Consider the following 23838-nt stretch of genomic DNA (forward strand, 5'->3'; position numbering starts at 1 on the left):
CTCAGCGGTAACGCACCGGCGTGCCGGTGTCAGTCGTGCAGGTGCTCGTCCACGAACCGCCGGAACAGCGCCATGCTCGGCGCCTCGGTGCGGCCCGCCAGCGTGAAGAACGCGTACCGCGGGCCGTCGTCGACCGCCGGCGTGGTCGCCAGCTCGCACAGCGTTCCCTCGGCGATTTCCGTCCGTACCGCCGCGACGATGGTGAACAGGATCGCGTCCGAAACCAGCACGGCCTCCACCAGGCTGCGCACGTTCTCGCAGCGCAGGCCCAGGCAATGCTCGGGATCGGCGCGCGGGCCGAAGCGCTTGACCAGCCCGCGCGCGACTTCCGGGCTCAGCGGTGCCGATGCCAGCGGATAGCGCATGACATCGTCGAAGGTCACGGCCTCGCCGGCGGCGGCCTGCAGCAGCAGCGGATGGCCCGCGCGGCAGATGAAGCGGCCCTGCAGCTGCGCCAGCAATTCGTGGCGCAGGTCGGTGGCGGGCGCCACGCTGGTGACCTCCACGATGACCGCGTCCAGCGTGCGCTGGCGCAGCTGGATCAGCAGCGCGTCGGAAGTGCCGAGCGACACCGCCACCTGGATGCCGGGGTGGTGCATGGCCATGTGGCGCAGGAACGGCGTCATCAGCACCGCACCGGGGCCAGCGCCCAGCCCGACGCGGATGGCGCCGAGGTGATGGCGGTGGAACAGTTCGACGCTGCGGTGCAGTTCGGCTTCCTCGAACAGCATGCGCCGGGCCCGCCCGGCGATCAGTTCGCCCAGCGGGGTCAGCACATTGCGCCGGCCATGGCGATCGATGAGCTTGCCGCCAAGCTCGTCCTCCAGCGCCTGGATGCTGCGGCTCAGCGCCGACTGGGTCAGGTGCAGCCGTTGCGCGGCGCGGCTGAACGATTCCACGTCCGCGACCATGAGGAGGTGCCGCAGGTGTTTGAGGTGCATCGATTGCCTTGTGAATGAGTTTTGTGAATAAATTTTAGACGAGTAATGCATTGGACACATAGCAGGCCGGCCGATACGATCCGTCGCACAACACACACACAAACGACGCAAGCCGCCGAGGAGACTGCCATGACCCGAATCCGATTCCAGAACATTGCCCGCCGGCTGCTGCGCGGGGCGCTGGCCGGCCTGCTGTGCGCGGGCCTGGCGCCGGCCTACGCCTATCCCGACCGGCCCGTCACGCTGCTGGTGCCGTTCCCCGCGGGCGGGCTGTCGGACGTGGTCGCCCGCAACCTCAATGCGCCGATGGGCCGGCTGTTCGGCCAGCCGGTCATCGTCGAAAACCTGGGCGGGGCCGGCGGCGCGATCGCCGCGCAGAAGGTCCTGCATGCACCGGCCGACGGGCACCTGCTGCTCCAGGCCGGTCCCGGCGAGCTGATCACGGCGCCGCTGGCGAACGCGGCGATCAGGTACAAGAGCGAGGACTTCCGGCTGGTCCACATGGTCGGCGCGGTCGACCTGGCCATCCTGGTGCGCAAGGACCTGCCGGTGAAGGATGTCGATGAACTCGCGGCCCATGCCGCGCAGGCGGCCCGGGCGGGCAAGCCGCTGACGTATGCCAGCGTCGGCGTCGGCTCGCTCTACCACCTGCTGGGGGCGCACCTGTCGCAGACCATCGGCGCGCCGATGACGCACGTGCCTTACAAGGGCGGCGCGCCCGTGATCCAGGACCTGGTGGGCGGCATCGTCGATATCTTTGTCTCGCCGTTCGGCAAGCCCGACATCGAGCGCATGCGCACCGGCCAGGTCAGGATGCTGGCGGTGCTGTCGCCGACGCGGCTCGACGCGGTCAGGTCCGTGCCGAGCGTCAATGAGAGCAAGGCGCTGCGCGGGTTCAACTACTCGACCTGGGCCGGCGTCTTCGTGAAGAAGGACACCGCCGAGCCGGTCGTGCAGGCGCTGCACAAGGCGCTGGCGCAGACGCTGGCCGAGCCGGCGGTGCGTGCCAGCCTGGATGCCGCGAACCTGCCCGCGTCCCGTCCGGCATCGCTGGCGGAAAGCCAGAAGGCGTACCAGCAGAGCATCGACCAGTACCGCGGCATCGCCCGTGCCATCGGCCTGCAGCCGCAATGAAGGACGCCATGCATCCCCTACTGGAAACGCTGCAAGACAGTGCGGAAGCCTTCGTTGCCATCCGCCGCGATATCCATCGCCATCCGGAACTCGGCTTCGAGGAACACCGCACCAGCGACATCGTGGCCAGCCTGCTCGCCGAATGGGGCTACGAGGTGGAACGCGGCCTCGGCACCACCGGCGTCGTTGGCCGGCTGCGGCGCGGCAGCGGCGGCCGCCGTCTCGGCATCCGCGCCGACATGGACGCGCTGCCGATGGCGGAGGCCACCGGGCTGCCCTATGCCAGCTGCCATCCCGGCGTGATGCACGCCTGCGGACACGACGGGCATACCGCCATGCTGCTTTGCGCCGCCAGGCATCTGGCGCGGCACGCCCGTTTCAGCGGCACGCTGAACCTGATCTTCCAGCCGGCGGAGGAGGGCCTGGGCGGTGCTAAGCGGATGATGGAAGCGGGCTTGTTCGACAAGTACCCGTGCGACGCCATCTTCGCCATGCACAACGTCCCCGGCACGGCGCCCGGCCGGTTGCTGCTGCGCCAGGGCGCGGCGCAGGCTTCGGCCGACAACGTGACCATCACGCTGGCCGGCATCGGCGGCCATGCGGCGTTCCCGCACAACGCGGCCGACCCGGTCGTAGCGGGCGCGTCGATCGTGATGGCGCTGCAGTCCATCGTGGCGCGCAATGTCGATCCGCTGCAAACCGCGGTGGTCACCGTGGGCGCGTTCCAGGCGGGCACCGTCTCCAACATCATTCCCGCGCAGGCCGTGCTGCGGCTGAGCGTGCGCGCGCTGGACCGCGGCGTGCGCGACCAGCTCGAGCAGCGCATCCGCGCACTGGTCGCCGCGCAGGCGCAAAGCTATGGCGTGACGGCGCGGATCGACTACGAGCGCGGCTACCCGGTGCTGGTGAATACGCCGGCGGAAACGGCGCTTGCCGGCCAGGTTGCGCTGGAGCTGCTGGGGCCCGGCCACGTCGACTGCCAGGCGCCGCCGATCGCGGCGAGCGAGGACTTCGCCTTCATGCTGGACGCGGTGCCCGGCTGCTACCTGTGGATCGGCAACGGCGAAGGGGCCGAGGGCGGCTGCATGGTGCACAACCCCGGCTACGACTTCAACGACGGCAATATCCCGGTGGGCGCGGCGTACTGGGCGCTGCTATGCGAGCGCTTCCTGGTGGACCAGCCGTGGCCGGTGCATGTGACGAACGCGGCCGCCCGGACACCTGCCTAGGCCGGCCTGCCGCTCTGCTGCACCAGCCATTGCCGGAAGGTGCGCGCTACCGACGTCTCCACCCGGTCCCGATGCCACAGCGCGTAATAGCCGCCACCGAGCGTGGCGCTGGCCTCGCAGGCGCGTACCAGCCTTCCGTCCTTCAGGCAGCCGTCGATCATGTGGCGCCAGCCCAGCACGATGCCGTGGCCTTCGATCGCGAGCTGGACCAGTATGGGGTAGGCGTTCGACACCACCGTGTTCTGCACGCGTGCCTTGCCCAGCCCGTTCTGCGCCAGCCACGCCGGCCACGACATCCACTGGCGCTGCGCGTCTTCCAGCACCAGCAGCGTCTCGCCCGGCAGGTCGGCGACGGACAGCCGCCGGCCGCGCAGGTAGCCGGGCGCGCACACCGGTATCACTTCCTCGTCGTAGAGGCGCTGCGCGGCCAGCCCTTGCGGCGGGCCTTCGCGCAGGTAGTACAGCGCGACATCGAAGCTGGTATCGACCAGCGACGCGAGCCCGTCGCTGACGAACAGCCGCACCTGCACGTCGGGATGCTCGGCGCGGAACTGCGCCAGCCGCGGCGCGACCCACAGCGTGGACACGCCCGACGACGCCGCCACCGTCAGCTCGGTGCTGCCCTTGCGCCGCATCACGCGTTCAGTCGCTTCGGCGCAGTCGACCAGCAGGCGCTGGATCTGCTCGGCGTATTGCTGGCCGCTGACGGTCAGGCTCAGCGCGCGCGGCCCGCGCTCGAACAGTTTCTTGCCGAGGAAGCGTTCCAGCTGCGCCACCTGCCGGCTGATCGCGCTCTGGGTCAGGTGCAGTTCCGCCGCCGCGCGGGTGAAGTTGCCGTGCCGCATGGCCGCCTCGAAGGCGACCAGGCAGGGAAGGGGAGGAAGCGGGGAGATGCGCATGGGGGGCGGCCGGACGTCGGGGAACCAGCCGCCCATCTTAAGGGAAAGCCGGAAGGCTCACCCCTGCCGCGCGTGGATGCGCCCGGCCTGCATGACCAGCGAGATATGCTCGCCCTGGCCGCACAGCAGGCCGATGTCCTGCAGCGGGTCGCCGTCGACCACCAGCAGGTCGGCCAGCGCGCCGGCCTTGACCGTGCCCAGCTCATCCTCGCGCTGCAGCACCGCGGCGGCGATGGAGGTCGCCGAGCGGATAGTTTCCAGCGCGCCGAGCAGCTCCGCGCGGATGCGGAATTCGTCGGACTGGTAGTGGTGCATCTCGCCGAGCAGGTCGGAGCCGAAGGCCATCGGCACGCCGGCCTCGGCGTAGATCGCCAGCGAGTTGCGGCCGGCCTCGCGCACGGTCTCGATCTTGGCGACCGATTCCGGCGGCAGGCCCAGGCGTGCGCCGTCGCGCGCCAGCGCGTCGTAGGTAACCAGCGTCGGCACCACGAAGGCGCCGTGCTCGCGCATCACGCGCGCCGCCGCGGCATCGACCAGGTTGCCATGCTCGATGGTGCGCACGCCGCAGCGGATCGCCCGCGTGATCGCGCGGCCGGTGTAGGCGTGCGCCATCACGTAGGTCTGCGCGGCTTCGGCCTCGGCCACGATCGCGCGGATCTCGTCCTCGCTGTACTGAGTGTTGCCAATCGGGTCGGTCGGCGAAGCCACGCCGCCCGACGCCATGATCTTGATCTGCGTGGCGCCCTTCTGGATCTCTTCGCGCACTGCCAGGCGCACCGCGTCGACGCCGTCGGCAACGCGCGCGATGGCGCCGGCGCGGAAGGCGCACGAGCAGGGCTCGAGCACGTCGGCGCGCGGGCGGAAATCGCCATGCCCGCCGGTCTGCGACAACGCCTTGCCGGACGGGAAGATGCGCGGCCCGGGGATCAGCCCGGTGGCGACCGCCTGCGACAGGCCCCAGTCGGCGCCGCCGGCGTCGCGCACGGTCGTGAAGCCGCGCTCCAGCATCGACTTCATGATCGGCATGGCACGGAAGGCCACCAGCACGTTGGGCTGCACCGCGTTCAGGCCCAGGTTGGCCAGCGACGCCAGCACGTGCACGTGGCAGTCGATCAGGCCGGGCATCACGGTCTTGCCGGCGACATCGATCTGCCGCGCATGCGGCGCCAGGATGCCTTGCGCGGAGACTTCGACGATGCGCTCGCCTTCGATCAGCACGTCGGCGCGCGGCAGCGCGGTGCCGCGGGCGGGGTCCAGGACGTTGCCGCCCTTCAACAGGATCTGGTTCATGGTCATGCCTTGCGGAGGTAGGCCGGCTCGCGCACCAGCAGCGTGCCGGCGAAGCTGATGGCGGCGGCGATCATCACGTAGAACGCGGGCGCCATGGTGCTGCCGGTGGTGGCGATCAGCCAAGTGATGATGAAGGAGGCGAAGCCGCCGAAGATGGTAACCGCCAGGTTGTAGGCGACCGACAGGCCGGTCGACAGCACCTTGGCCGGGAACAGTTCGGAGAAGGCCGCCAGGATCGGGCCGGTGTAGCCGGCGATCAGCACGCCGAAGACCAGCTGGAACACCAGCAGCGAGAACAGGCCGGGCACCTGGTTGATGAACACGTACATCGGCCAGGCCAGCACGAAGATCAGCGCTGCCGAGCCCGACAGCAGGATGCGGCGGCCGAAGCGGTCGGCCAGGCGGCCCACCAGCGGCGCGAACACCAGGATCGCCATGCCGCCGACCATGCCGGCCACGAAGCCCGACGACTGCGGCACCTTCAGCACCTTGACGGCGTAGGTCGGCATGTAGAACAGCAGCACGTAGGTGCACACCGTCCACAGGATCACCATCGAGAAGCTGGCGGCGGTCTGGCGCGGGTAGTCGCGCAGCACTTCCTTCAGCGGCGAATCGGTCTTGTCCTTGGTCTGCTGGAACGTGGGCGTCTCATCGAGATGATGGCGGATGTAGTAGCCCACCGGGCCGATCAGCATGCCGATCAGGAAGGGCAGGCGCCAGCCCCAGCTGTTCAGCGCCTCGGGCGGCAGCGACGAGGTGACGAAGGTGCCGACCGCCGCGCCCAGCAGCACGGCCACGCCGATGCTGGCCTGGATCCAGCTGGAGTAGTAGGCACGCTCGCGCTCGGGCGCGTACTCGGTCAGGAAGGCGGTGGCGCCGCCCATTTCTCCGCCGGCGGAGAAGCCCTGCAGCAGGCGCGCGAGCACGATCAGCATTGGCGCGAACAGGCCCACCTGATCGTAGGTCGGCGCGATGCCGATCAGCGTGGTGCCCACCGCCATCAGCAGGATGGTCAGCGACAGCGCCGCCTTGCGGCCGACGCGGTCGGCATAGATGCCGATGATGATGCCGCCCACCGGCCGCATGAAGAAGCCGACGCCGAAGGTGGCGACGGCCAGCAGCAGCGACGACAGTTCGTCGCCGGTGGGAAAGAACAGCCGGGCGATGATGACCGCAAAGAAGCTGTAGACGGTGAAATCGAACCACTCGAGACCGTTGCCGATCACGGTGGCAACGATGGCGCGGCGCCGCTGGCTGGCGCCGATGGGCGCGCTCACGCGGTCAAGGGTTGGGTTGGCTTGCATGTCACTCCACTCCAGGCGACAGATCGGGGGCTAGGGGCTACGGGGATGCTGGGGCGCATCGGTAGGCAAGCCGATGATAGGTGTCGGCCCGATGATGAAAAAAACGATATCTGCGCATGGAGGCATGCGCGTAGCGCATGGCAGGGCGGGCGAAGCGGGCGGGGCCTCACAGCAAAGCCGCGCCGGGGCGAGGCTGGCGGGCAGCGGGGCGGAAAGCCTTGTGCCACGCCGCCGGCAAGGGCAGAACAGCGGATATCAGGGTTTGCACTGATGCCCGCGCAGGGCATGCGGGCCGCGCATGCCTCGGCCCCGGGGCGCCGGCGGTCAGCCCGGCTCGCGCCGCAACCCGCGCCGCAGCGTCTCCACCAGCGCATTGCGCACCGCTCTTGCACTGGCATCGCTCATGCCGAACAGGTACTGCGCCGACACCCCGCGCATGGCGCCGATGATGGCCACCGATTCGGCCACCGGGTCGACATCGGCGCGGATATTGCCCGCTTCGATGCCGCGCCGGATATGCCCTTCCAGGATAGCGACCGACTCGCGGTTGAGCCGGTCCAGCGCGTCCGCCACCGCGCCGCGGGTGACCACGCTTTCCGACAGCAGCACGTGCAGCGCGCGCAGCGTGGTGTCGAGCGATGGGTGCCGGCCAACGTAGAAGCCGACGATCCCCAGCACGCTTTCCAGCCCCGGGGCCCAGTTGGCCACCTGCTGGCGCACGTCGCGCACATCCTTGCCGATCTGCTCGACCAGCGCCACCAGTAATTTTTCCTTGTGGCCGTAGTGGTGCGCGGCGAGGCCGCGGCTGTAGCCGGCGCGTTCGCCCACCTCGCCCAGGGTCAGGCCGGCGATGCCTTTCTCGCACACCAGCGCCATGGCGCTGTCCATGATCCGGCGCGCGGCCTCGTCGCGCCGCTCCTTCTGCGTGCGGCGCCGGGCGGGGGCCGGCGCGGCCCCGACTTCGGTCGTCATCTGTGTTCTCCGTGGGAATCTGCCGTGCACACGCCCGATGGTAACGCAGTGATGCTGGCATAACCCCGCGTGGCGCCTCGGGATTTCACTTACTTGCTTATCAATAAGTAAGTTATATGCTTCTCTGGCGGGCATGCCCGACCCATGGACAGACCGGCCCGTCACGACAAGAACACCAGGAGGAGACAGCTGTGACCGTAAGCGTTCCAAGCAGGAAGGCCGGTGCCGTGGCGATGACGGCATGCGCGCTGGGGTGGCTCGCAACCCCGGCGCTGGCCAGCCCGGCCGAGGCGGGCGACTACCCGAAGAAGCCGATCCACATGGTGGTGCCGTCCACCGCCGGGGCCGGCGCCGACATCCTGGCGCGGCTGGTCGCCGACAAGCTCGGCAAGACGCTGGGGCAGCCCGTGGTGGTGGAGAACAAGCCTGGCGCCAGCAGCGTGATCGGCACCACAGCGGTGGCGCGCGCCCAGCCGGACGGCTACACCATCCTGTTCACCTGGACTGCGCTGATCCAGTCGTCGGTGCAGAAGACAAAGCCGCCATACGATGTCTTTGCCGACCTCGCGCCGGTCGCGGAAGTGGCGCGCTCCAGCTTCGTGCTGATCGGCGCCACATCGGCGCAGACCGGCAGCGTCAAGGACTTCATCGCCACGGCGAAGCAGCGCCCGGGCCAGTACAGCTATGGCTCGTACGGCAACGGCACCTCGTCGCATATCCTCGGCGAGCTGTTCAAGCAGAGCGCCGGCATCAGCATGGTCCACGTGCCGTACCGCGGCGGCGCGCCGTTGCTGTCGGACCTGCAGGCGGGCCATATCCCGGTGGCGTTCCTCGATCTCGCCAGCGCGCGAGCCAATGCCGGCAACGAGCGCATGAAGATGCTGGCGATCACCAGCAGCGAACGGTCGCCGTATTTCAAGTCCACGCCGACCTTCGGCGAACTCGGCATCGGCGGGCTCGACCTGGAAGGCTGGTTCGGCATCCTCGCGCCAGGCAAGACCGATCCCGCCATCGTGCAGAAGCTGTCGGCGGCTGTGGGCAAGTCGTTGCGCGACCCCGGGGTGTCCCGGCGCATGGAGGAGCTGGGCGTGACGGTGGTCGGCAACAGCCCCGAGGAATTCACCGCCAAGCTGCGCCGCGACGAGGAGAAGTGGCGGACCGTCATTACCAACGCCGCCATCCGTGCCGACTGAGGCGCCGACCGATCCAGGACCCCGACGATGATCCACGCTTCGCCTTCGTTCTTCACGCTCGCACTGGCGGCACTGCGCCGCTATCCCGAACGCATCGCGTTCCAGTGGGCCGGCGGCCGGCTGACTTACCGGCAGGCCACCAGCCTGATCGGCCGCTACCAGGCCGTGCTGGCGCGGCATGGCATCGGCGCCGGCGCGCGCGTGGCCCTGCTCAGCGCCAACCGTGCCGACAGCTGGTGCGCCGGCGTGGCGGTGCAGGGCCTGGGCGCCGCCGCCAGCTGGCTGCACCCGATGGGCTCGCTCGACGCGCATTGCTTCCAGATCGAGGATGCCGACGTCGCGGCAATCATCGTCGATGCCGCCGGTTACGGCCACCGCGCCGGCGAGATCGCCGCGCGCCTGCCGGGCAGCCGCATCCTGACCCTGGGCAGCGCGGATGCTGGCATCGACCTGGCGGCGCTGGCGGAGGCGGCCGGCGAGCCCGCGCCGGTCGACCAATCGTCGGCCAGCGCCATGGCCACGCTGTCCTATACCGGCGGCACTACCGGCCGGCCCAAGGGCGTGATGAAATCGGGCGGCGCCAACGGCCATGTCGCGCTGCAGATGCTGGCCCATTTCGACATGCCGCTGGCGCCGCGCTTCCTGGCGGTGGCGCCGATCACCCACGTCACCGGCACCAATGTCGTGCCGACGCTGCTGCGCGGCGGCACGGTCTACCTGATGGCGCGCTTCGACCCGGACGAGATGGCCGCCACCATTGCGCGCGAGCGCATCAATGCGACCATGATGGTGCCGACCATGGTCTATGGGCTGCTCGACCATCCGCGCTTCGATGCCTGCGACCTGTCTTCGCTCGACACGCTGCTGTACGCCGGCGCGCCCATCTCGCGCCAGCGCCTGATCGAAGGCATCGAGCGCGTCGGCCCGGTGTTCTGCCAGCTCTATGGCCAGTCCGAATGCTCGCCGATGACCGCGCTGCGCAAGGCAGACCACGACCTGGCGCAGCCGGCGCTGATGGATGCCTGCGGCTTTCCGCTGGCCGGCTGCGAGGTGCGCCTGCTCGACGACGACGACCGCGAGGTGGCAGCGGGCCGGCATGGCGAGATCTGCGTGCGCAGCCCCGCCGCGATGAGCGGCTACTGGCGCCAGCCGGAACTGACGGAGCAGGCCTTTGCCGGCGGCTGGCTCCATACCGGGGACGTTGCCGTGGCCGATGAATGCGGGCGGCTTTACATCGTCGACCGCAAGAAGGACATGATCGTCAGCGGCGGCTTCAACGTCTATCCGCGCGAGGTGGAGGATGCGCTGGCCACGCACCCCGCGGTCAGCATGGGCGCGGTGATCGGCGTGCCGGATGCCAAATGGGGCGAGGCCGTGACCGCCTACGTGGTGCTGCGCGCCGGCAGGTCGGCGACGGCGGACGAGCTGATCCGGCACGTCAAGGCGCTCAAGGGCAGCGTCAATACGCCCAAGCGCGTCGAGATCGTCACGGCCCTGCCGCTGACGGCGCTGGGCAAGCTCGACAAGAAGGCGCTGCGCGCGCGCCACTGGAGCGGCCAGGGCCGCAACGTTGCCTGATCCCGCAAACGCTTACCTGCCTGCATCGCTGCCTGCCTCGATATGAACGCTATCCTTGTGAACGCCGCTGCCTGCGGCCAGCGCCTGCCGCAATCGATCACCCGCCGCCTTTCGCTGCCGCTGATCGCCGCGCCGATGTTCCGCGTCTCGGGACCGGAGCTCGTGCTGGCCGCGTGCCGTGCCGGCGTGATCGGCTCGTTTCCCACGGCGAACTGCCGCTCGACCGAAGAACTCGACGCATGGATGACGCGCTTCGGCGCGGAACTCACGCCCGACGACGCGCCGGTCTGCCCCAACCTGATCATGCGCCGCGAGGCCTTGCAGCAGGAGCTGGACTGCCTGCTGCGCCACCGGGTCGAGATGGTCATCACCAGCGTGGGCGCGCCCGATGCCGTGGTCGGTCCGCTGCACGAGATCGGCTGCCTGGTGCTGGCCGACGTGGCCTCGGTGCGGCATGCGCGCAAGGCGGTGGCGGCCGGCGCCGACGGCCTGATCCTGCTGACCGCCGGCGCGGGCGGGCAGACCGGGTGGGCCAATGGCTTTGCCTTCGTGCGCGCGGTGCGGAGCTTCTTCGACGGGCCCGTGGTGCTGGCGGGCGGCATCTCCGACGCCGTGGGTTTGCTGTCGGCACAGGTACTGGGCTGCGACCTTGCCTACATGGGAACGCGCTTCATCGCCACGCTCGAAAGCATGGCCGTCGACGGGTACAAGGACATGCTGGTCAGCAGCGAGCTGGACGACGTGATGCTGTCGCGCGCCTTCACCGGGCTGGAAACCAACACGCTGCGTCCGTCGATCGTCGCCAGCGGCCTCGACCCGGCCAACCTGCCCACCGACATGACGCAGGAGCGCGCCGATGCGCTCTATGGCAGCCAGGGCTCGGCCGGCATCAGACGCTGGCGCGATATCTGGAGCGCGGGGCACTCGGTGTCCGGTGTCGCGCAGGTGGAGACGGTGGCAGAACTGGTGGCGCGCACGCGGCGGGAATTCGACGCGGCGCGCGCGGCGGCATGCCGGGCGCTGGCGCCGGACGCTTGCATCTGACGCCCGAGGCAGCGCCCCGCCCAAGCCGCCGCACTACATCACCCGACCAAACCACCACAGCGACAGCAGCCCCCCCATCGCCGCCAGCAGCGCGCCCAGCGCGGCGAAGAACGCGGTGACCTCCACCTGGTCGCGCTTGTCGGAGGCCAGCTTCGCGTTGAGCGCGCTGTACACCTTCTTCAGCTGGGCCGTATCCTCCAGCCGGAAGTACTCGGCGCCGGTTGCGTCCGCCACCTGCTTCAGCACTTTCTCGTCCAGCCGGACGCGGGACGACATGCCGTCGACCGACAGCACCACGCCCTCAGGCGTGCCGACGCCCACGGTATAGATGCGCACGCCGTAGGTGGCGGCAAGCTGCGCGGCCTGCAGCGCGCCCGGGCCGGCGTTGCTCTCGCCGTCGGAGAACAGGACGATCGCGCCCGCGCTGTACGAGCCGGGCGTGACGGCATCCGTGTCGCTGTCGCTGGAGGACGAGGAGGTGCTGCCCGAGGCCGGTGGCTTCCGCGACTGCGGCATGTCGTCGTTCATCAGGCGTTCCGCTTCGTTGGTGGCCTCCGGCAGCAGCGCGGTCAGCGCGATCAGCACGCCATTGCCCAGCGCCGTGCCGCCTTGCGGCTTCAGGCGCGCGATGGCGGCAGCCACGTCGTCCTTGCTGCGGCTGGGGGCTTGCGCCAAGGCCGCGGTGCCCGCCATCGCCACCACGCCGACGCTGACGCTGGCGGGCTGGTCTTCGAGCAAGACCCTGGCGGCCTGCTGCGCGGCGCGGATGCGGCTGGGCTTGATGTCCTGCGCGCGCATGCTGCCGGACAGGTCGATGACCAGGATCACGGTCTTGATGCGCGAGGGCAGGGTCAGCAGGGCCTGGGGCCGGGCGATGGCGACGATCAGCGCGGTCAGCGCCAGCAGCGTCAGTGCCGGTGCCACATGGCGGCGCCAGCCGGCGCCGCCACGGACGGGCGCGCCGACAGACTTCAGCGCAGGGTATTGCACGGTCGCGCTCCGGCGGCGCGCGTCCAGCCACAGGTAGCCGCCCGCCAGCACCAGCACGGTCGCCAGCCCCCACAGCATGCTCGGCCACAGGAAGCTGAAGACGGGCAAGCGGCTGATCGCATCGGTCATGCGCCCCCCCTGGCGGTTCCTTGCCGGTGGCGCCGCTGGCGCGTGAAATTCAGCAGCGCCAGGTCCAGCCGGGCGTAGGTCGACAGCGTCAGGCACTGCACGCCGGCGCGCGCGAAGGCCTGGTGCAGCTCGGCCTCGCGCGCCTCGGCCGCGGCGGCGAAGCGCTTGCGGAAGGTCGGGTCATGCGTGTCGACGAAGATCTGCTCGGCGGTCTCGGCGTCCTGCAGCACCACCAGGCCCAGGTCGGGCAGGGCCAGCTCGAGCGGGTCGACCAGCCGCACCGCGACCACTTCATGGCGCCGTGCCAGCATGCCGAGCGATGCCTGCCAGCCCGTTGCGCTGATGAAATCGGACACGACGAACACCACCGAGCGCCGCCTGGCAACCGCGCGTGCCTGCTCCAGCAGGTCGCGCAGGCGGGTATCGCCCGGGCAGGCCGCCGGCGTGGCATGCATGCGGTCGAGCACGTGCAGCAGCTGGCGCCGGCCCGAACGCGCCGGGATCACGGTCGCAGCGTTGTCGGTGGCGCCGCCATAGAGCACCGCGCCGACGCGGTTGCCGTAGCGTGTCAGCAGCAGCGCGATCACGGCGGTGAAGTCGGTGAGCAGGTCGCGCTTGCGCACCGCGCCGGAGCCGAACTCGACCGATCCGCTCAGGTCCAGCACGAACCACGCGGAGACGTCGCGGTCTTCCTGGAACTCGCGCACGTGCGGGGTCTGCAGCCGCGCGGTCACGTTCCAGTCGATATGGCGCACGTCGTCGCCGGGGCGGTATTCGCGCAGGTCGGCCAGGTCCAGCCCGAAGCCGCGGAACAGCGTGCGGTAGTCGCCCTGCAGCAGCCCGTCGAGGCGGCGCGCTACGGTCCATTCGAGCCGGCGCAGCAGCGCCTCGGTCTGCTTCGATCCGACCGCGGCCACCGCGGCGCTGGCGGCTGCGGGGACCGGCGGCGCAGCCTCCGCCTGCCGGCGTCGCCTAGCGCTCAGTCGCCCGAACATGGGATTCCAGCGGCCGCTCGGGGACCGGCTGTGCGTGCAGGATGCGGCCGATCAGCTGGTCTGCGGTGACGCCGTCGGACATGGCCTCGTAGGACAGCGCCAGGCGGTGGCGCAAGACGTCAGGCACGAGGTCCGCCACGTCTTCCGGCAGCGCATAGTGCCGGCCGCGCAGGAAGGCCAGCGCGCGCGCGCCTTCGATCAGGCCGATGGTGGCGCGCGGGCTGGCGCCGAAGGCAATGTAGCGGTCCATGTCTTCGACGCCATAGTTGCCGGGCTTGCGCGTGGCCGCGACCACGCGCACCGCGTACTGGATCAGCGCGGGATCGACATAGACCTTGCGGCACGCCTCCTGCAGCGCGGCCAGGTGCTCCGGCGTGGCCACCGCGCCCACGTTGATGCGCGGGCCGGTGACGCGGTTGACGATCACGACCTCTTCTTCCTCGCTCGGGTAGCCCACCAGCACCTTCATCATGAAGCGGTCGACCTGCGCCTCGGGCAGCGGGTAGGTGCCTTCGGTCTCGATCGGGTTCTGCGTGGCCATGACCAGGAAGGGCGAGGGCACGCGGTGGGTCTCGCCGGCGATGGTGACCTGCTTCTCCTGCATGACTTCGAGCAGCGCGCTCTGCACCTTGGCCGGCGCGCGGTTGATCTCGTCGGCCAGCAGCAGGTGGGCGAACACCGGTCCGCGCACGGTGGAGAACTCGCCGGTGCCCTGGTTATACATGCGCGTGCCGATCAGGTCGGCGGGCAGCAGGTCGGGCGTGAACTGGATGCGCTTGAACGTGCCGCTCATGGTCCGCGCCAGCGTGTTGACCGTCAGCGTCTTGGCCAGCCCCGGCACCCCTTCGACCAGCAGGTGTCCGCCCGCGAGCATCGCCACCAGCACCCGTTCGAGAAAGTGGTCCTGGCCCACGACCACGCGTTTCACCTCGTACAGCAGGCGTTCCATCAAGTCTGCGCTGTCCGCAGCGTCCCTGGCTTGGTCGTTCATAGGCCCCCACGTTTCAGGAAGTTTCAGAAAGGAGAAGATCCGATGGCAGCGCCGGCGTTCTCGATGGTGACGGCAAAGCCGATACCGAGGAACGTGCCGCTCTGGTTAGGGTTGAGGATGGCGGTGACGATGCCGACCACTTCGCCGTCCATGTTCACCAGCGGCCCGCCCGAATTGCCCGGGTTGGCGGCGGCGTCGAACTGGATAAGCTTGTCCAGGCTCTGCTTGCTATCCGGCGAGATGAAATGGCGGTCGAGCCCCGAGACCACGCCGGCCGACACCGACGGGCCGATGCCGAACGGGAAGCCGACCGCCACGACTTCGCTGCCGGGCGCCAGTTCACGGCTGGAGCCGAGTGTCGCTGCCGGCAGGTCGTCGGGAATGGATCTGGGCCGCAGCACGGCGAGGTCTTTTTCGGGGATGGCCTGCACCACGGTGGCTTCGGCCATGTGACCGTCGTGGAACCTGACCTCCAGCCGCTTGGCATCGGCGACGACGTGATAGCTGGTCAGCACCATGCCGCTTTCGGTCACGACCACGCCCGAGCCGATGTGGCGCGCTTCGCGCTTGCCGCCGGCCGGATCCTTGCCGTCGGGCGGTTCGCGCTTGCCGAGCTCGTCCTGTGGCGCGGGCTGGGAGGCTGGCGACGATTTGCGGCGTGTGGCAGGGGGATCACGCCTGGCCTTCGGCGCGGAGGCGGCTTCCACGGGCTTCTCCGCCGCCGTATAGCTGCGGACCTCGACCACCGATTCGCGTACCGCCTCGGCCGCCCTGGCAGTGCGCGATGGCAGGCTCTTGGTCTGCAGCGTGTGCAGCACCGCCGCGTCGATGTCTGCCTGCTTGAGCACGCGGGTTGGCGGCTGCGACCGCCAGGCGATGGCCGCGCCCACTGCGATGACCACGACGACCGCCGCCGAGACCAGCCCGTAGATCGTCACCCGTTTCATCGCAGCCCCCGAGGTCCCGTCCCGCCTTAAAAAATACAGTACCATCCTCTTAACCACGCGCCAAGGAGCAGGGCATGCAGTTTCTCTGGCCGCAGATGCTCTGGTTGCTGCTCGCGCTCCCGGTGCTGGCAGCTGCCTACCTGTACCTGCTCGCGCGGCGCAAGAAATCCGCCCTGCTGTACGCCAGCCTTGCGCTGCCCCGCGCCGCGCTGGGCCGGCGCCAACGCCTGCGGCGCCACATCCCGCCATTGCTGTTCCTGATCGCGCTGGGCGCGGCGCTGCTGGCGTGCGCGCGGCCTACCGCAACCGTCACCCTGCCGTCCGACACGATCACGCTGGTGCTGGCCATGGACACCTCGCGCAGCATGGAGGCGAGCGATGTGCCGCCCACGCGCTTCGCCGCCGCGCAGCAGGCCGCGCGTGACCTGATCGTGGGACTTCCGGCCAGCGTGCGGCTCGGCATCGTATCCTTTGCCGCCACCGCGACCGTGGTGCTGCCGCCGACCAGCAATCGCCAGGACATGCTCGACGCGGTGGATCGCGTCCAGCTGCAGCGCGGTACCGCCACCGGCAGCGGGCTGATCCAGGCGCTGGCGGTACTGTTCCCCGACGATGGCATCGACCTGGAGGCGATTCTCTTCAGCGACAGCACGACCCTGTTCGGCGGGCGCGCGCCGTCGCTCGACGAGGCCGCCGCCGCGGAGGCAGCGCGCAAGCGCGAGCAGGAGCGCCAGCCGATGCAGCCGGGCGCATACCGGCACGGCGCCGTGATCCTGCTCAGCGACGGCCGCCGCACCACCGGCCCGGACCCGATCGACGCCGCCCGCATGGCGGCCGAGCGCGGCGTGCGCGTCTATACCGTGGGCTTCGGCTCGCCCCAGGGCGGCGGCGTGCCGGAGTCGAGCCTGGCGTACTTCATGCAGCTCGACGAACCGGCCCTGCGCGCGGTGGCGACGCTGACCGGCGGCGAGTACTTCCAGGCGGGATCGGCCGCCGACCTGACCAGGATCTATCGCCAGCTCAGCGCCCGGTTCGCGCTGGAGCGCCGCGAGACCGAGGTCAGTGCGCTGTTGTCGGCGGCAGCGGTAGTGGTGCTGGTGCTGGCATCCGGGCTGTCGTTACTGTGGTTCCGGCGCTGACCGGCGTTGCAAGCGCAGGCTGCGTCACGTTGCATCCCGCTGCGGCGGTCGTACCGGTCACTTCATGGCCTGCGGGATCAGCGGCGTTTCTCCACGCGAGCCGGCGCGGCGGGCAGGGACAGTACAATGCCGGACGCTTGTTTTACCGGACCTGCCTGTTCCGTCACCTGACCCGCCACACGATCCGCCACCCGACCCGCTTCGCCCATGTCCAATCTCATCGTCCACGGTGGCACGCCCCTGCGCGGCCGCATCATTCCCTCGGCCAACAAGAATGCAGTGCTGCCCGTGCTTTGCGCCACGCTGCTGACTGACCAGCCGCTGCGCCTGCACGGCGTGCCGGACATCACCGATGTCCGCAAGATCCTCGATATTTTCCGCATGCTGGGCAGCGATGTCCGTCTCGATGAAGCCACCGGCACGCTCGACCTGCACCACCGCGACACCGCTTTCGACGCCACCTCGCACCGGCTGCCGGAAGAAATGCGCTCGTCGATCATGCTGGTGCCGCCGCTGCTGGCCCGCTTCGGCGTGGCGCGGCTGGAAGACAACGTCAAGGGCTGCACGCTGGGCGTGCGCGAGATCGACCCGCACGTCGACATCTTCCGCTCGTTCGGCGGCGAGGTGGAGCGCGCCAGCGGCTCGCTGCTGGTGCGCAGCGGCGGCCCGCTGCAGCCTACGCACCACTGGCTCGACTATGCCTCGGTGACCACCACTGAAAACTTCGTGCTGTGCGCGGCGGCCGCCGAAGGCGAATCGACGCTGACCAACGCCGCGTCCGAGCCGCATGTGCAGGAGTTCTGCCGCTTCATGCAGATGATGGGCGCCGACATCGACGGCATCGGCACCTCGCGGCTGACCGTGCGCGGCGGCGCCCGGCTGCGCGGGGGCGAGTTCACCTTCGAGGAAGATTTCCACGAGATCACCACTTTCCTCGCGCTGGGCGCGATCACCGGCGGCGACGTGGCGGTGCGCAACAGCACGCCGGGCAATTTCCCGCTGATCGACCGCACCTTTGCCAAGTTCGGCGTGCAGGTGGTGCACCAGGACGGCTGGTCGCGCGCGCTGCTGCAGGGGCCGCTGAAGGTGCAGACGCCTTTCACCAGCAATGTGCTGACCAAGGTCGAGGCCGCGCCGTGGCCATACTTCCCGGTCGACCTGCTGCCGATCTTTATCGCGCTGGGCGTGCGCGCCCAGGGCAATGCCATGTTCTGGAACAAGATCTACGACGGCGCGCTGGGCTGGACCGGCGAGCTGTCGAAGTTCGGCGCGCATGTGTTCCAGTCCGACCCGCACCGGCTGATCACCTTCGGCGGCAATCCGCTGACGCCGGCGGTGGTGGAAAGCCCGTACATCATCCGTGTCGCGATCGCGCTGTTCATGGTTGCGGCAAGCATCGAAGGGCGCTCGGAAATCCGCAACGCCACGCCGATCCGGCGCGCGCATCCGCGCTTTGTCGAGAACCTGCGCAGCCTCGGCGTCCATGTGGAGTGGACCAGCGAGGAATGAGCCTGCCGCGCACGCGCTGTTCCCGGCTGCGCTATTCCCGGTTGCGCTATTCCCGGCTGGGAACCCGCGTTGCCGATTCGCCGAAGATCCAGGCCAGCGCCACGCCGGCCGCGAGCGCGTTCTTGCGCCGGACCAGCGGGCTGTCCTCGAAGGTGGCGCCGTTCAACCGGTCGTAGCGCACGAAGGCACCCACCCAGACATGGCGGAAGCGGCGCGACAGCGTTGCCATCGCCATGCTGCCGGCGTAGCCGCCATGGGCGGCGTAGGCCGGGCGCGCAGCGGTCGCGAACTGCGCCTCGACGGCGTAGAAGTACTGGTTGTAGCGTGCCGTGGCGAACAGCGGCCCGCCCGTGAGGCCCAGGTTCCAGCCCGCGAGGCCGCCCACGCTGGCGATGTCGAGATGCAGGTTTGGCGAGAAGATCCAGCCAATCGCGCGGGGCGGCGATTCCACCGTCAGCGCCAGCCGCACCGGCAGCCGCAGGTCGAGGCGGGTGCGGTCCGAGTCGGAATGCCATAGCGTCAGGTTCAGCGACGGGCCGATTTCCACGGCGGTCTTCAGGTCGGGCATGCCGCGGCGCGCATCGTCGTCGCCGCTTTTCACCGGCAGCGAAAGCCCCAGGCTGACATTGAGTTCGAGGCGGTCGCTGTCGAACAGCTTGCCGCGCACGCCACTGCGGTCGGCGCGCAGGTGCTCCCCGCGGTAGATGACATAGGGCACAGGCAACAGCAGGCTGGCGCGTTGGTCCGAGCCGCGGTAGTGCGGCAGGGTGATGCCGCCGAGGCCAAGGCCGGCTTCCCATAGCGGACGTTCCACCTCATCGAGGTCCTGTGCCGCGCAGGTCGTGCCGAATGCCGCGGCGACAAGCGCCAGCGCGCCGCAACCCCTGCGCCGCCGCATGCTGTGCCGGGAAGATTGCACGCCGTGCAAGATTTACATGCCTGCCGTGCAGCGCCGCTGCTTCTCAAAGGACAGGATCCACAGGCCGATGGGGAGGGCGACCAGCATCGGATGAATCGGGTGTCTGGCAATACTGGCGGGTGTGCGCACGGCGATTCTCCTGGGCGGGCCGATGTTACGAGGCCCGCCGCAAGAGCCGTACCACTGACACGCGGCGGCCGCGCTGCAGGCGACATGGAGACTGACGCCAGCGCAGCCCGCCGCGCAACGGGCGCGTCACGAGCGGTCGTCGTCCCGCCGGTCCCAGCCGGGCGGATAAAGCGGATGACGCAACGCGGCATACACCAGAACCACGGTTGCCACGGCGGTGATCCAGTCGAGCAGGTCCATAACCCTCCTTGCGGCCCCCGGCGACCGGCATGCGTGGGGGAACGCTTCCACCATAGCCGGGCCACGGCGGCGGGGGAACTAAGGTGTGCGCAGAACCATATGCCTGCGGCGATGATGGCACGATCGCGCCTGGTCGAGGCCGTTGCAACGCCGCGGCAGGGTCAGCGGCCTCAGCGCTCCGGGGGCGGCACGGTGACGCCGCACGCCTGCGCCACGGCCAGCAGTTTGTCGAAGTCCGGCGGGCCGGGCGGGATTTCCTCGTCCAGCTGCGTGAACAGGCGCGACGCGTTGCCGTTGTGGCTGGTGACCGAAATCATTTCTCCGCCCCCGGCACCGAAACGGAAGTAATGTACCGTGCCCGCCGGCACGTGGACAAAGGTGCCGGCGGCCGCCTGGAGCGCCTGCCCGCCATAGCCGATCTCGATCGTTCCTCGCGTCACGAAGAACGATTCGTCCCAGTCGTGGCAATGCGGCGGCGGGCCGGTGCCTTCGTCGCCCTGCTGCAGGAACACCTCGTAACCCTGTGTGGCAGTGTTGGAGGCGAGTACCGTGATCTTCTCTCCGACCACGTTGAGTGCGCGCGCATACTTGTCCGGCGTTACCACAAAGGGTTCTGGCTTCATGATGCGCGCCTCCGTCTGTCGGGACCTGGATCCGGGAGTGGCACCGGTGCCCGTGCCGGGCGCCGTGGTGTCACGCCTATTCTAGGCGCGGGCGCCGGGCTGTCCTAGCCTGGAATCGCGCGCGCATGGCTCAGCCGCGCGCGTGGTGCGGGCAGCCCGGCGGCGGCTCGCCGATCACGCTGCGGGCCGACCACAGTTCCGGGAACGGCAGCTCGTCCAGTGTCGGCTTCAGCCACGCGATGCCCTCCGTGCCGAAGTAGGCCGGCCGCGTGCCGAAAGTGCGGCGGGTGGCCATCAGGTGGCGGTACTTCCAGTCCGTGAACGCTTCCGCCAGGTCGGCCAGCGTTTCGCCAAGCCGCACCAGCCCGGCGTTGCCCCCGGGATTGGCGTAGATGTCGCGCCAGGCTTGCTCGACCTGCCGGTGCGGCACATAGGGCTCGGCCAGGTCCCGGTCCAGCAGCGCGCCGGGGATGGCCAGGCCCGCCCGCGACAGGTAGGCCAGTACGTCGTCATAAAGGCTTGGCGCGGACAGCGCGTCGTTCAGCATGGCCCAGCGTCCGGGTTGCGGGACAAAGTGCTGCAGGTGCTCGCGCTGCTTGATGCCGAGCAGGTAGACCATGTGCCGGTAGGTCCAGCCCTGCAGCGCGGTGTCCTTGCCGTGCGCCTCGCCGACACGCGACAGGATCGCCAGCAGGTCGTTTGGCGTCATCCACGCGATGGATCGCCAGGTGGCGTTGAGCGGCACGTGGTGGGCGATCGCGCGCTGCAGCGCGCCCAGCGCCGCGCCGAGGTCTGCGGCGCGCAGGTGGCCCTGTGCCGCCTGGAGATCGCGGATGATCAGCATCCAGTACAGCTCCGAGACCTGCGCGGCAATGATGAAGCCGTATTCGCCGGGATGGTCGCTGACGGGGCGTTGCAGGCTGTGCAGTGCGTCGGTCTGCAGCCAGGCGCTGTAGGGGGTGTGTCCGGCTGCGCCATGGTCGGATGTGGCGGATGTGGCGGATGTGGCGGATGTGGCGGATGTGGCGGATGTGGCAAGTGCGGCGGCTGGTGTGGGATTCATGTCGTGCTCCTCCGGGATGGCAATGCGCTTCCGGCAAGGTTCGGGTGGTCCGGGCTGGATGAGGTCTGCAACAGGCGTTCGATTTCCAGTGCAATCTTCAGCAGGGCGCCGTCGTCGCCGGGGCGGGCGACGACCTGCATGGCGGCGGGCAGCGCGCCGTCGCGGGCGGGCAGCGGGATGGAGATGGCGGGAAAGCCGGCAAGGTTGAAAGGGGCCGTATAGCCCATCAGGGCCTGGCGCACCGTGCCGGACCAGCGACCGATCGCGATCGAGTCGGTGCCGTGCGGCGGTGCCAGGCATGGGCAGGTCGGCAAGACCAGGTAATCCACGGTCGACAGCAACGCCCGCAGCGCGCGGACCAGCCGGTGGCGGATTTGCTGGGCCTTGGCATAGTCGCGCATCACCAGGTCGCCGGCCAGGGCCAGGCGGCCCTGCGTTTCCGCGCTGTAGCACGCGGCAATGCGCGCCGCGTCGTTCCTGCGGAAGTGCTCCATGGCGGCTTCGGCCAGTACGATGCCGGCGAAGGCTTCGCAGGCGCCGTCGAACAGGTCGTCGGCGTGCAGCGCCTCGCAGGTGAGCACGTTGCCGAGCCGGGCGATGGCGTCGTCGAACGCGGCCGCGACCGCCGCCTCGGGCGGCACCGGCGCAATGCCCGCCAGGACGCCGAGCCGTGCCGACAGCCACGCATCGCTGTCGGGGATGGCGATGCCGAAGGCCTCCGCCAGCACGATGATGTCGTCCACGCCCCGGCCCAGGATGCCCGGATGGTCCAGCGTGGGCGCCAGCGGGAAGATCCCGCGCGTCGGCAGCGCACCCAGCGTCGGCTTGAAACCCGCCACGCCGCAGAGCGCAGCCGGAATCCTGACCGAGCCGCCGGTATCGGTGCCAAGCCCGGCCGCCACCGCGCCGCCGGCGATTGCCGCGGCGGTACCGCCGCTGGAGCCGCCCGGGATCCTGTGTGTGTCCAGCGGGTTCATGGTGTCGCCGAAGGCTGCGCTCGACGTGGTGACGCCCCACGCGAACTCATGCGTGGTGGTCTTGCCGACCACGATCGCGCCGCGTTCCACGAGGGTCTGCACGACCTCGGCATCGGCGGCGGGCACGTGGCCCAGGTATGCCGCGGAGCCGTAGCGGGTCTCGATGCCGCGGGTGTCGATCAGGTCCTTGACCGCAATGGGCAGTCCTTCCAGCGGCCGTGGCTGGCCTGCCGCGTAGCGGCGGTCGCTGTCGGCCGCGGCCTTGAGCGCGCGCTCCCAGTCGATGACCGAAAAGGCATGGAAGCCGCTCTTGCACGCTTCGGCGCGAACCAGGGCTTGCTTGATCTCCGCATGGGCCGTCGTGCCGCCCTGGCGGAGCGCCGCCAGCGTGTCGCGCAAGCCCGGACCGCGGGCGAGCGTGGTGCGATGTTCCGGTGTCTTCACCACAGGCTCTCCAGCAAGGCATCGAGCGCGGCGTCATGGCCGTCGCCGAGGTCGCCAACCTCATCGGGGTAGTGCTGCCGCAGCAGGGCGGCGACTTGCGCCAGTTGCGCGCGGTCGAAGCCGAGCGTGCGCAACCGGTCAGGCAGGCCCAGTTGCGTGACTGACCGCGCGATCCTGTCGGCCAGCATTGCCGCAGCGTCGTGGCCTGCGCGGCCGGCGCAGAAGATCCGCAGCTTGTCGCCATAGCGCGCGCCGCAGGCGCGCAGCACCGGTGCCAGGGTGATGCACGAGGTCACACTGTGCGGCAGCCCGAAGGTGCCGCCGAGGATATGCCCGATGCGGTGGCTGAGGCCATAGACCACCGATGCGGGGAAGAAATAGCTCTGCCACGCAGCAAGCTGCAGTTGCAGCAGGTCGTCGGCCGTGATGCGTCCCGTGGCGAGCGCCTGCGCGGTATCGAGCTGGCCCGGCCACTTCTCCAGCACCGAAAAGAACCGCGCCACGCCGGCGGCCGCCAGCATCGCGTGCGGATGGTCGGCATCGATCCGCCGCATCCCTTCCACGGCATGGTCGATGCCCTTGATGGCCGAGGACAGCAGCAGTTCGCGCGGGGTATGGCGCAGCAGCAGCGGGTCGAGGGCCACCACCTTCGGCACCGTTTCGCGCACGGCGTGGCTGCGCTTGAACGGCTTGGGCCCCGAGGTCTCGGTCACGCCGAAATAGTGCGAGAACTCGGACCCCGACAACGTCGTCGGAAACGCCGCGATGGGCAGGTAGCGCCCGGTCTGCCGGTGGTGCAGGTGCGAAACCGCCTTGGCCGCGTCGAGGACCGAGCCGCCGCCCAGCGCGATGATCGAATCCGCTCCGGCCCGGACACAGGCGTCCAGCGCGCGGCGCACGCCGGTATCCGGCGCATGCGGCGGCAGGTCGGTGAAGATGCCGGCGGCGCCCTGCACATGCGGCTGCAGGTGCTGCGCGTGGAAGCCGAGCAAGGGCTCGACGGTAAAGGTCAGCGGGCGCCGGATGGCGTGCTTGCCGAGCGATGCGGCGGCCGCCGGCAGGATGTCGTGGCCCCACAAGACCGCGTCTTGTGGCAGGCAGTTCAACTGGTTCATCAGTCTCCTCCAGGATGACAGCGCGAGCGGCTGGTCTCTGGATG

General features: G+C 69.7%; 21 protein-coding genes. 7 read left to right on the forward strand and 14 right to left on the reverse strand.

Annotated elements, in window-relative coordinates:
- Window positions 1–29: 29 nt before the first annotated feature.
- Complete coding sequence (locus JTE92_RS03720) at window positions 30–941, reverse strand: LysR family transcriptional regulator (RefSeq protein WP_063240699.1); 912 nt, start codon at window positions 939–941, stop codon at window positions 30–32.
- A gap of 129 nt (window positions 942–1070) precedes the next feature.
- Here JTE92_RS03720 and JTE92_RS03725 point away from each other — a divergent pair, with 129 nt between their 5' ends.
- On the forward strand, window positions 1071–2075 hold the full coding sequence (locus JTE92_RS03725; protein ID WP_063240700.1) for a tripartite tricarboxylate transporter substrate binding protein: 1005 nt from the start codon (window positions 1071–1073) through the stop codon (window positions 2073–2075).
- Between the two features lie 8 nt (window positions 2076–2083).
- On the forward strand, window positions 2084–3304 hold the full coding sequence (locus JTE92_RS03730) for a M20 aminoacylase family protein (protein ID WP_063240827.1): 1221 nt from the start codon (window positions 2084–2086) through the stop codon (window positions 3302–3304).
- Here the strand turns inward: JTE92_RS03730 and JTE92_RS03735 are convergent.
- The 4 genes from JTE92_RS03735 to JTE92_RS03750 all read right to left on the reverse strand — a co-directional run bounded on the left by JTE92_RS03735 (window position 3301) and on the right by JTE92_RS03750 (window position 7769).
- Window positions 3301–4203, reverse strand: coding sequence for a LysR substrate-binding domain-containing protein (locus tag JTE92_RS03735; protein ID WP_063240828.1), 903 nt, complete (start codon window positions 4201–4203; stop codon window positions 3301–3303). The genes JTE92_RS03730 and JTE92_RS03735 overlap by 4 nt on opposite strands.
- A gap of 57 nt (window positions 4204–4260) precedes the next feature.
- The gene (locus JTE92_RS03740) at window positions 4261–5493 is read right to left on the reverse strand and encodes a metal-dependent hydrolase family protein (protein ID WP_063240701.1); all 1233 of its coding nucleotides are present in this window, start codon (window positions 5491–5493) and stop codon (window positions 4261–4263) included.
- 2 nt (window positions 5494–5495) lie between these two features.
- Complete coding sequence (locus JTE92_RS03745) at window positions 5496–6797, reverse strand: MFS transporter (RefSeq protein ID WP_063240702.1); 1302 nt, start codon at window positions 6795–6797, stop codon at window positions 5496–5498.
- 324 nt (window positions 6798–7121) lie between these two features.
- The gene (locus tag JTE92_RS03750; RefSeq protein ID WP_063240703.1) at window positions 7122–7769 is read right to left on the reverse strand and encodes a TetR/AcrR family transcriptional regulator; all 648 of its coding nucleotides are present in this window, start codon (window positions 7767–7769) and stop codon (window positions 7122–7124) included.
- Window positions 7770–7960: 191 nt separating this feature from the next.
- Here JTE92_RS03750 and JTE92_RS03755 point away from each other — a divergent pair, with 191 nt between their 5' ends.
- From JTE92_RS03755 to JTE92_RS03765, 3 genes are read left to right on the forward strand one after another with little or no spacing between them, the layout of a single operon-like run.
- Window positions 7961–8962: a Bug family tripartite tricarboxylate transporter substrate binding protein gene (locus JTE92_RS03755; protein WP_169834844.1), complete on the forward strand. Its 1002-nt coding sequence runs from the start codon at window positions 7961–7963 to the stop codon at window positions 8960–8962.
- A 27-nt stretch (window positions 8963–8989) separates the two neighbouring features.
- A complete protein-coding gene (locus JTE92_RS03760; RefSeq protein WP_063240705.1) occupies window positions 8990–10540 on the forward strand; it encodes an AMP-binding protein in 1551 nt (516 codons plus the stop codon).
- A gap of 42 nt (window positions 10541–10582) precedes the next feature.
- Window positions 10583–11584, forward strand: a complete 1002-nt coding sequence (locus tag JTE92_RS03765; RefSeq protein ID WP_063240706.1) for an NAD(P)H-dependent flavin oxidoreductase — start codon at window positions 10583–10585, stop codon at window positions 11582–11584.
- Between the two features lie 33 nt (window positions 11585–11617).
- On the opposite strand, the gene JTE92_RS03770 is transcribed toward JTE92_RS03765, so the two are convergent.
- From JTE92_RS03770 to JTE92_RS03785, 4 genes are read right to left on the reverse strand one after another with little or no spacing between them, the layout of a single operon-like run.
- Window positions 11618–12703, reverse strand: a complete 1086-nt coding sequence (locus JTE92_RS03770; RefSeq protein WP_063240707.1) for a VWA domain-containing protein — start codon at window positions 12701–12703, stop codon at window positions 11618–11620.
- Window positions 12700–13698, reverse strand: a complete 999-nt coding sequence (locus JTE92_RS03775) for a DUF58 domain-containing protein (RefSeq protein WP_063240708.1) — start codon at window positions 13696–13698, stop codon at window positions 12700–12702. Before JTE92_RS03775 ends, JTE92_RS03770 begins: the two co-directional genes overlap by 4 nt.
- Window positions 13676–14689 (reverse strand): AAA family ATPase, encoded by a 1014-nt coding sequence (locus JTE92_RS03780; protein ID WP_063240709.1) that lies wholly within the window; start codon window positions 14687–14689, stop codon window positions 13676–13678. The genes JTE92_RS03775 and JTE92_RS03780 overlap by 23 nt, the downstream gene beginning before the upstream one ends.
- Window positions 14690–14712: 23 nt before the next feature.
- Window positions 14713–15636, reverse strand: a complete 924-nt coding sequence (locus JTE92_RS03785; RefSeq protein ID WP_063240710.1) for a trypsin-like peptidase domain-containing protein — start codon at window positions 15634–15636, stop codon at window positions 14713–14715.
- 74 nt (window positions 15637–15710) lie between these two features.
- Here JTE92_RS03785 and JTE92_RS03790 point away from each other — a divergent pair, with 74 nt between their 5' ends.
- Together JTE92_RS03790 and JTE92_RS03795 are read left to right on the forward strand one after the other, a co-directional pair.
- Window positions 15711–16775 carry a VWA domain-containing protein gene (locus tag JTE92_RS03790; RefSeq protein WP_063240711.1) on the forward strand — a complete coding sequence of 355 codons (1065 nt, stop codon included), beginning with the start codon at window positions 15711–15713 and terminating at the stop codon, window positions 16773–16775.
- 207 nt (window positions 16776–16982) lie between these two features.
- Window positions 16983–18284, forward strand: coding sequence for a UDP-N-acetylglucosamine 1-carboxyvinyltransferase (locus JTE92_RS03795; RefSeq protein WP_063240712.1), 1302 nt, complete (start codon window positions 16983–16985; stop codon window positions 18282–18284).
- Window positions 18285–18330: 46 nt separating this feature from the next.
- On the opposite strand, the gene JTE92_RS03800 is transcribed toward JTE92_RS03795, so the two are convergent.
- The 5 genes from JTE92_RS03800 to JTE92_RS03820 form a co-directional block, all read right to left on the reverse strand.
- Complete coding sequence (locus JTE92_RS03800) at window positions 18331–19098, reverse strand: MipA/OmpV family protein (RefSeq protein ID WP_232353466.1); 768 nt, start codon at window positions 19096–19098, stop codon at window positions 18331–18333.
- Window positions 19099–19742: 644 nt separating this feature from the next.
- Window positions 19743–20195: a cupin domain-containing protein gene (locus JTE92_RS03805; RefSeq protein WP_063240714.1), complete on the reverse strand. Its 453-nt coding sequence runs from the start codon at window positions 20193–20195 to the stop codon at window positions 19743–19745.
- Between the two features lie 130 nt (window positions 20196–20325).
- Complete coding sequence (locus tag JTE92_RS03810; protein ID WP_063240715.1) at window positions 20326–21258, reverse strand: tryptophan 2,3-dioxygenase; 933 nt, start codon at window positions 21256–21258, stop codon at window positions 20326–20328.
- Window positions 21255–22682, reverse strand: coding sequence for an amidase (locus JTE92_RS03815; RefSeq protein ID WP_084254745.1), 1428 nt, complete (start codon window positions 22680–22682; stop codon window positions 21255–21257). The genes JTE92_RS03810 and JTE92_RS03815 overlap by 4 nt, the downstream gene beginning before the upstream one ends.
- On the reverse strand, window positions 22676–23794 hold the full coding sequence (locus tag JTE92_RS03820; protein ID WP_063240716.1) for an iron-containing alcohol dehydrogenase: 1119 nt from the start codon (window positions 23792–23794) through the stop codon (window positions 22676–22678). Before JTE92_RS03820 ends, JTE92_RS03815 begins: the two co-directional genes overlap by 7 nt.
- Window positions 23795–23838 lie beyond the last annotated feature (44 nt).

The sequence above is a fragment of the Cupriavidus oxalaticus genome, from assembly GCF_016894385.1.
Classification (GTDB): Bacteria; Pseudomonadota; Gammaproteobacteria; order Burkholderiales; family Burkholderiaceae; genus Cupriavidus; species Cupriavidus oxalaticus.

Bases quoted from the DNA above. Each gene is read 5' to 3' on its own strand.
- JTE92_RS03720 (WP_063240699.1), bottom strand. From the start codon at position 941: ATGCACCTCAAACACCTGCGGCACCTCCTCATGGTCGCGGACGTGGAA.
- JTE92_RS03725 (WP_063240700.1), top strand. From the start codon at position 1,071: ATGACCCGAATCCGATTCCAGAACATTGCCCGCCGGCTGCTGCGCGGG.
- JTE92_RS03730 (WP_063240827.1), top strand. From the start codon at position 2,084: ATGCATCCCCTACTGGAAACGCTGCAAGACAGTGCGGAAGCCTTCGTT.
- JTE92_RS03735 (WP_063240828.1), bottom strand. From the start codon at position 4,203: ATGCGCATCTCCCCGCTTCCTCCCCTTCCCTGCCTGGTCGCCTTCGAG.
- JTE92_RS03740 (WP_063240701.1), bottom strand. From the start codon at position 5,493: ATGAACCAGATCCTGTTGAAGGGCGGCAACGTCCTGGACCCCGCCCGC.
- JTE92_RS03745 (WP_063240702.1), bottom strand. From the start codon at position 6,797: ATGCAAGCCAACCCAACCCTTGACCGCGTGAGCGCGCCCATCGGCGCC.
- JTE92_RS03750 (WP_063240703.1), bottom strand. From the start codon at position 7,769: ATGACGACCGAAGTCGGGGCCGCGCCGGCCCCCGCCCGGCGCCGCACG.
- JTE92_RS03760 (WP_063240705.1), top strand. From the start codon at position 8,990: ATGATCCACGCTTCGCCTTCGTTCTTCACGCTCGCACTGGCGGCACTG.
- JTE92_RS03765 (WP_063240706.1), top strand. From the start codon at position 10,583: ATGAACGCTATCCTTGTGAACGCCGCTGCCTGCGGCCAGCGCCTGCCG.
- JTE92_RS03770 (WP_063240707.1), bottom strand. From the start codon at position 12,703: ATGACCGATGCGATCAGCCGCTTGCCCGTCTTCAGCTTCCTGTGGCCG.
- JTE92_RS03775 (WP_063240708.1), bottom strand. From the start codon at position 13,698: ATGTTCGGGCGACTGAGCGCTAGGCGACGCCGGCAGGCGGAGGCTGCG.
- JTE92_RS03780 (WP_063240709.1), bottom strand. From the start codon at position 14,689: ATGAACGACCAAGCCAGGGACGCTGCGGACAGCGCAGACTTGATGGAA.
- JTE92_RS03785 (WP_063240710.1), bottom strand. From the start codon at position 15,636: ATGAAACGGGTGACGATCTACGGGCTGGTCTCGGCGGCGGTCGTCGTG.
- JTE92_RS03790 (WP_063240711.1), top strand. From the start codon at position 15,711: ATGCAGTTTCTCTGGCCGCAGATGCTCTGGTTGCTGCTCGCGCTCCCG.
- JTE92_RS03795 (WP_063240712.1), top strand. From the start codon at position 16,983: ATGTCCAATCTCATCGTCCACGGTGGCACGCCCCTGCGCGGCCGCATC.
- JTE92_RS03805 (WP_063240714.1), bottom strand. From the start codon at position 20,195: ATGAAGCCAGAACCCTTTGTGGTAACGCCGGACAAGTATGCGCGCGCA.
- JTE92_RS03810 (WP_063240715.1), bottom strand. From the start codon at position 21,258: ATGAATCCCACACCAGCCGCCGCACTTGCCACATCCGCCACATCCGCC.
- JTE92_RS03820 (WP_063240716.1), bottom strand. From the start codon at position 23,794: ATGAACCAGTTGAACTGCCTGCCACAAGACGCGGTCTTGTGGGGCCAC.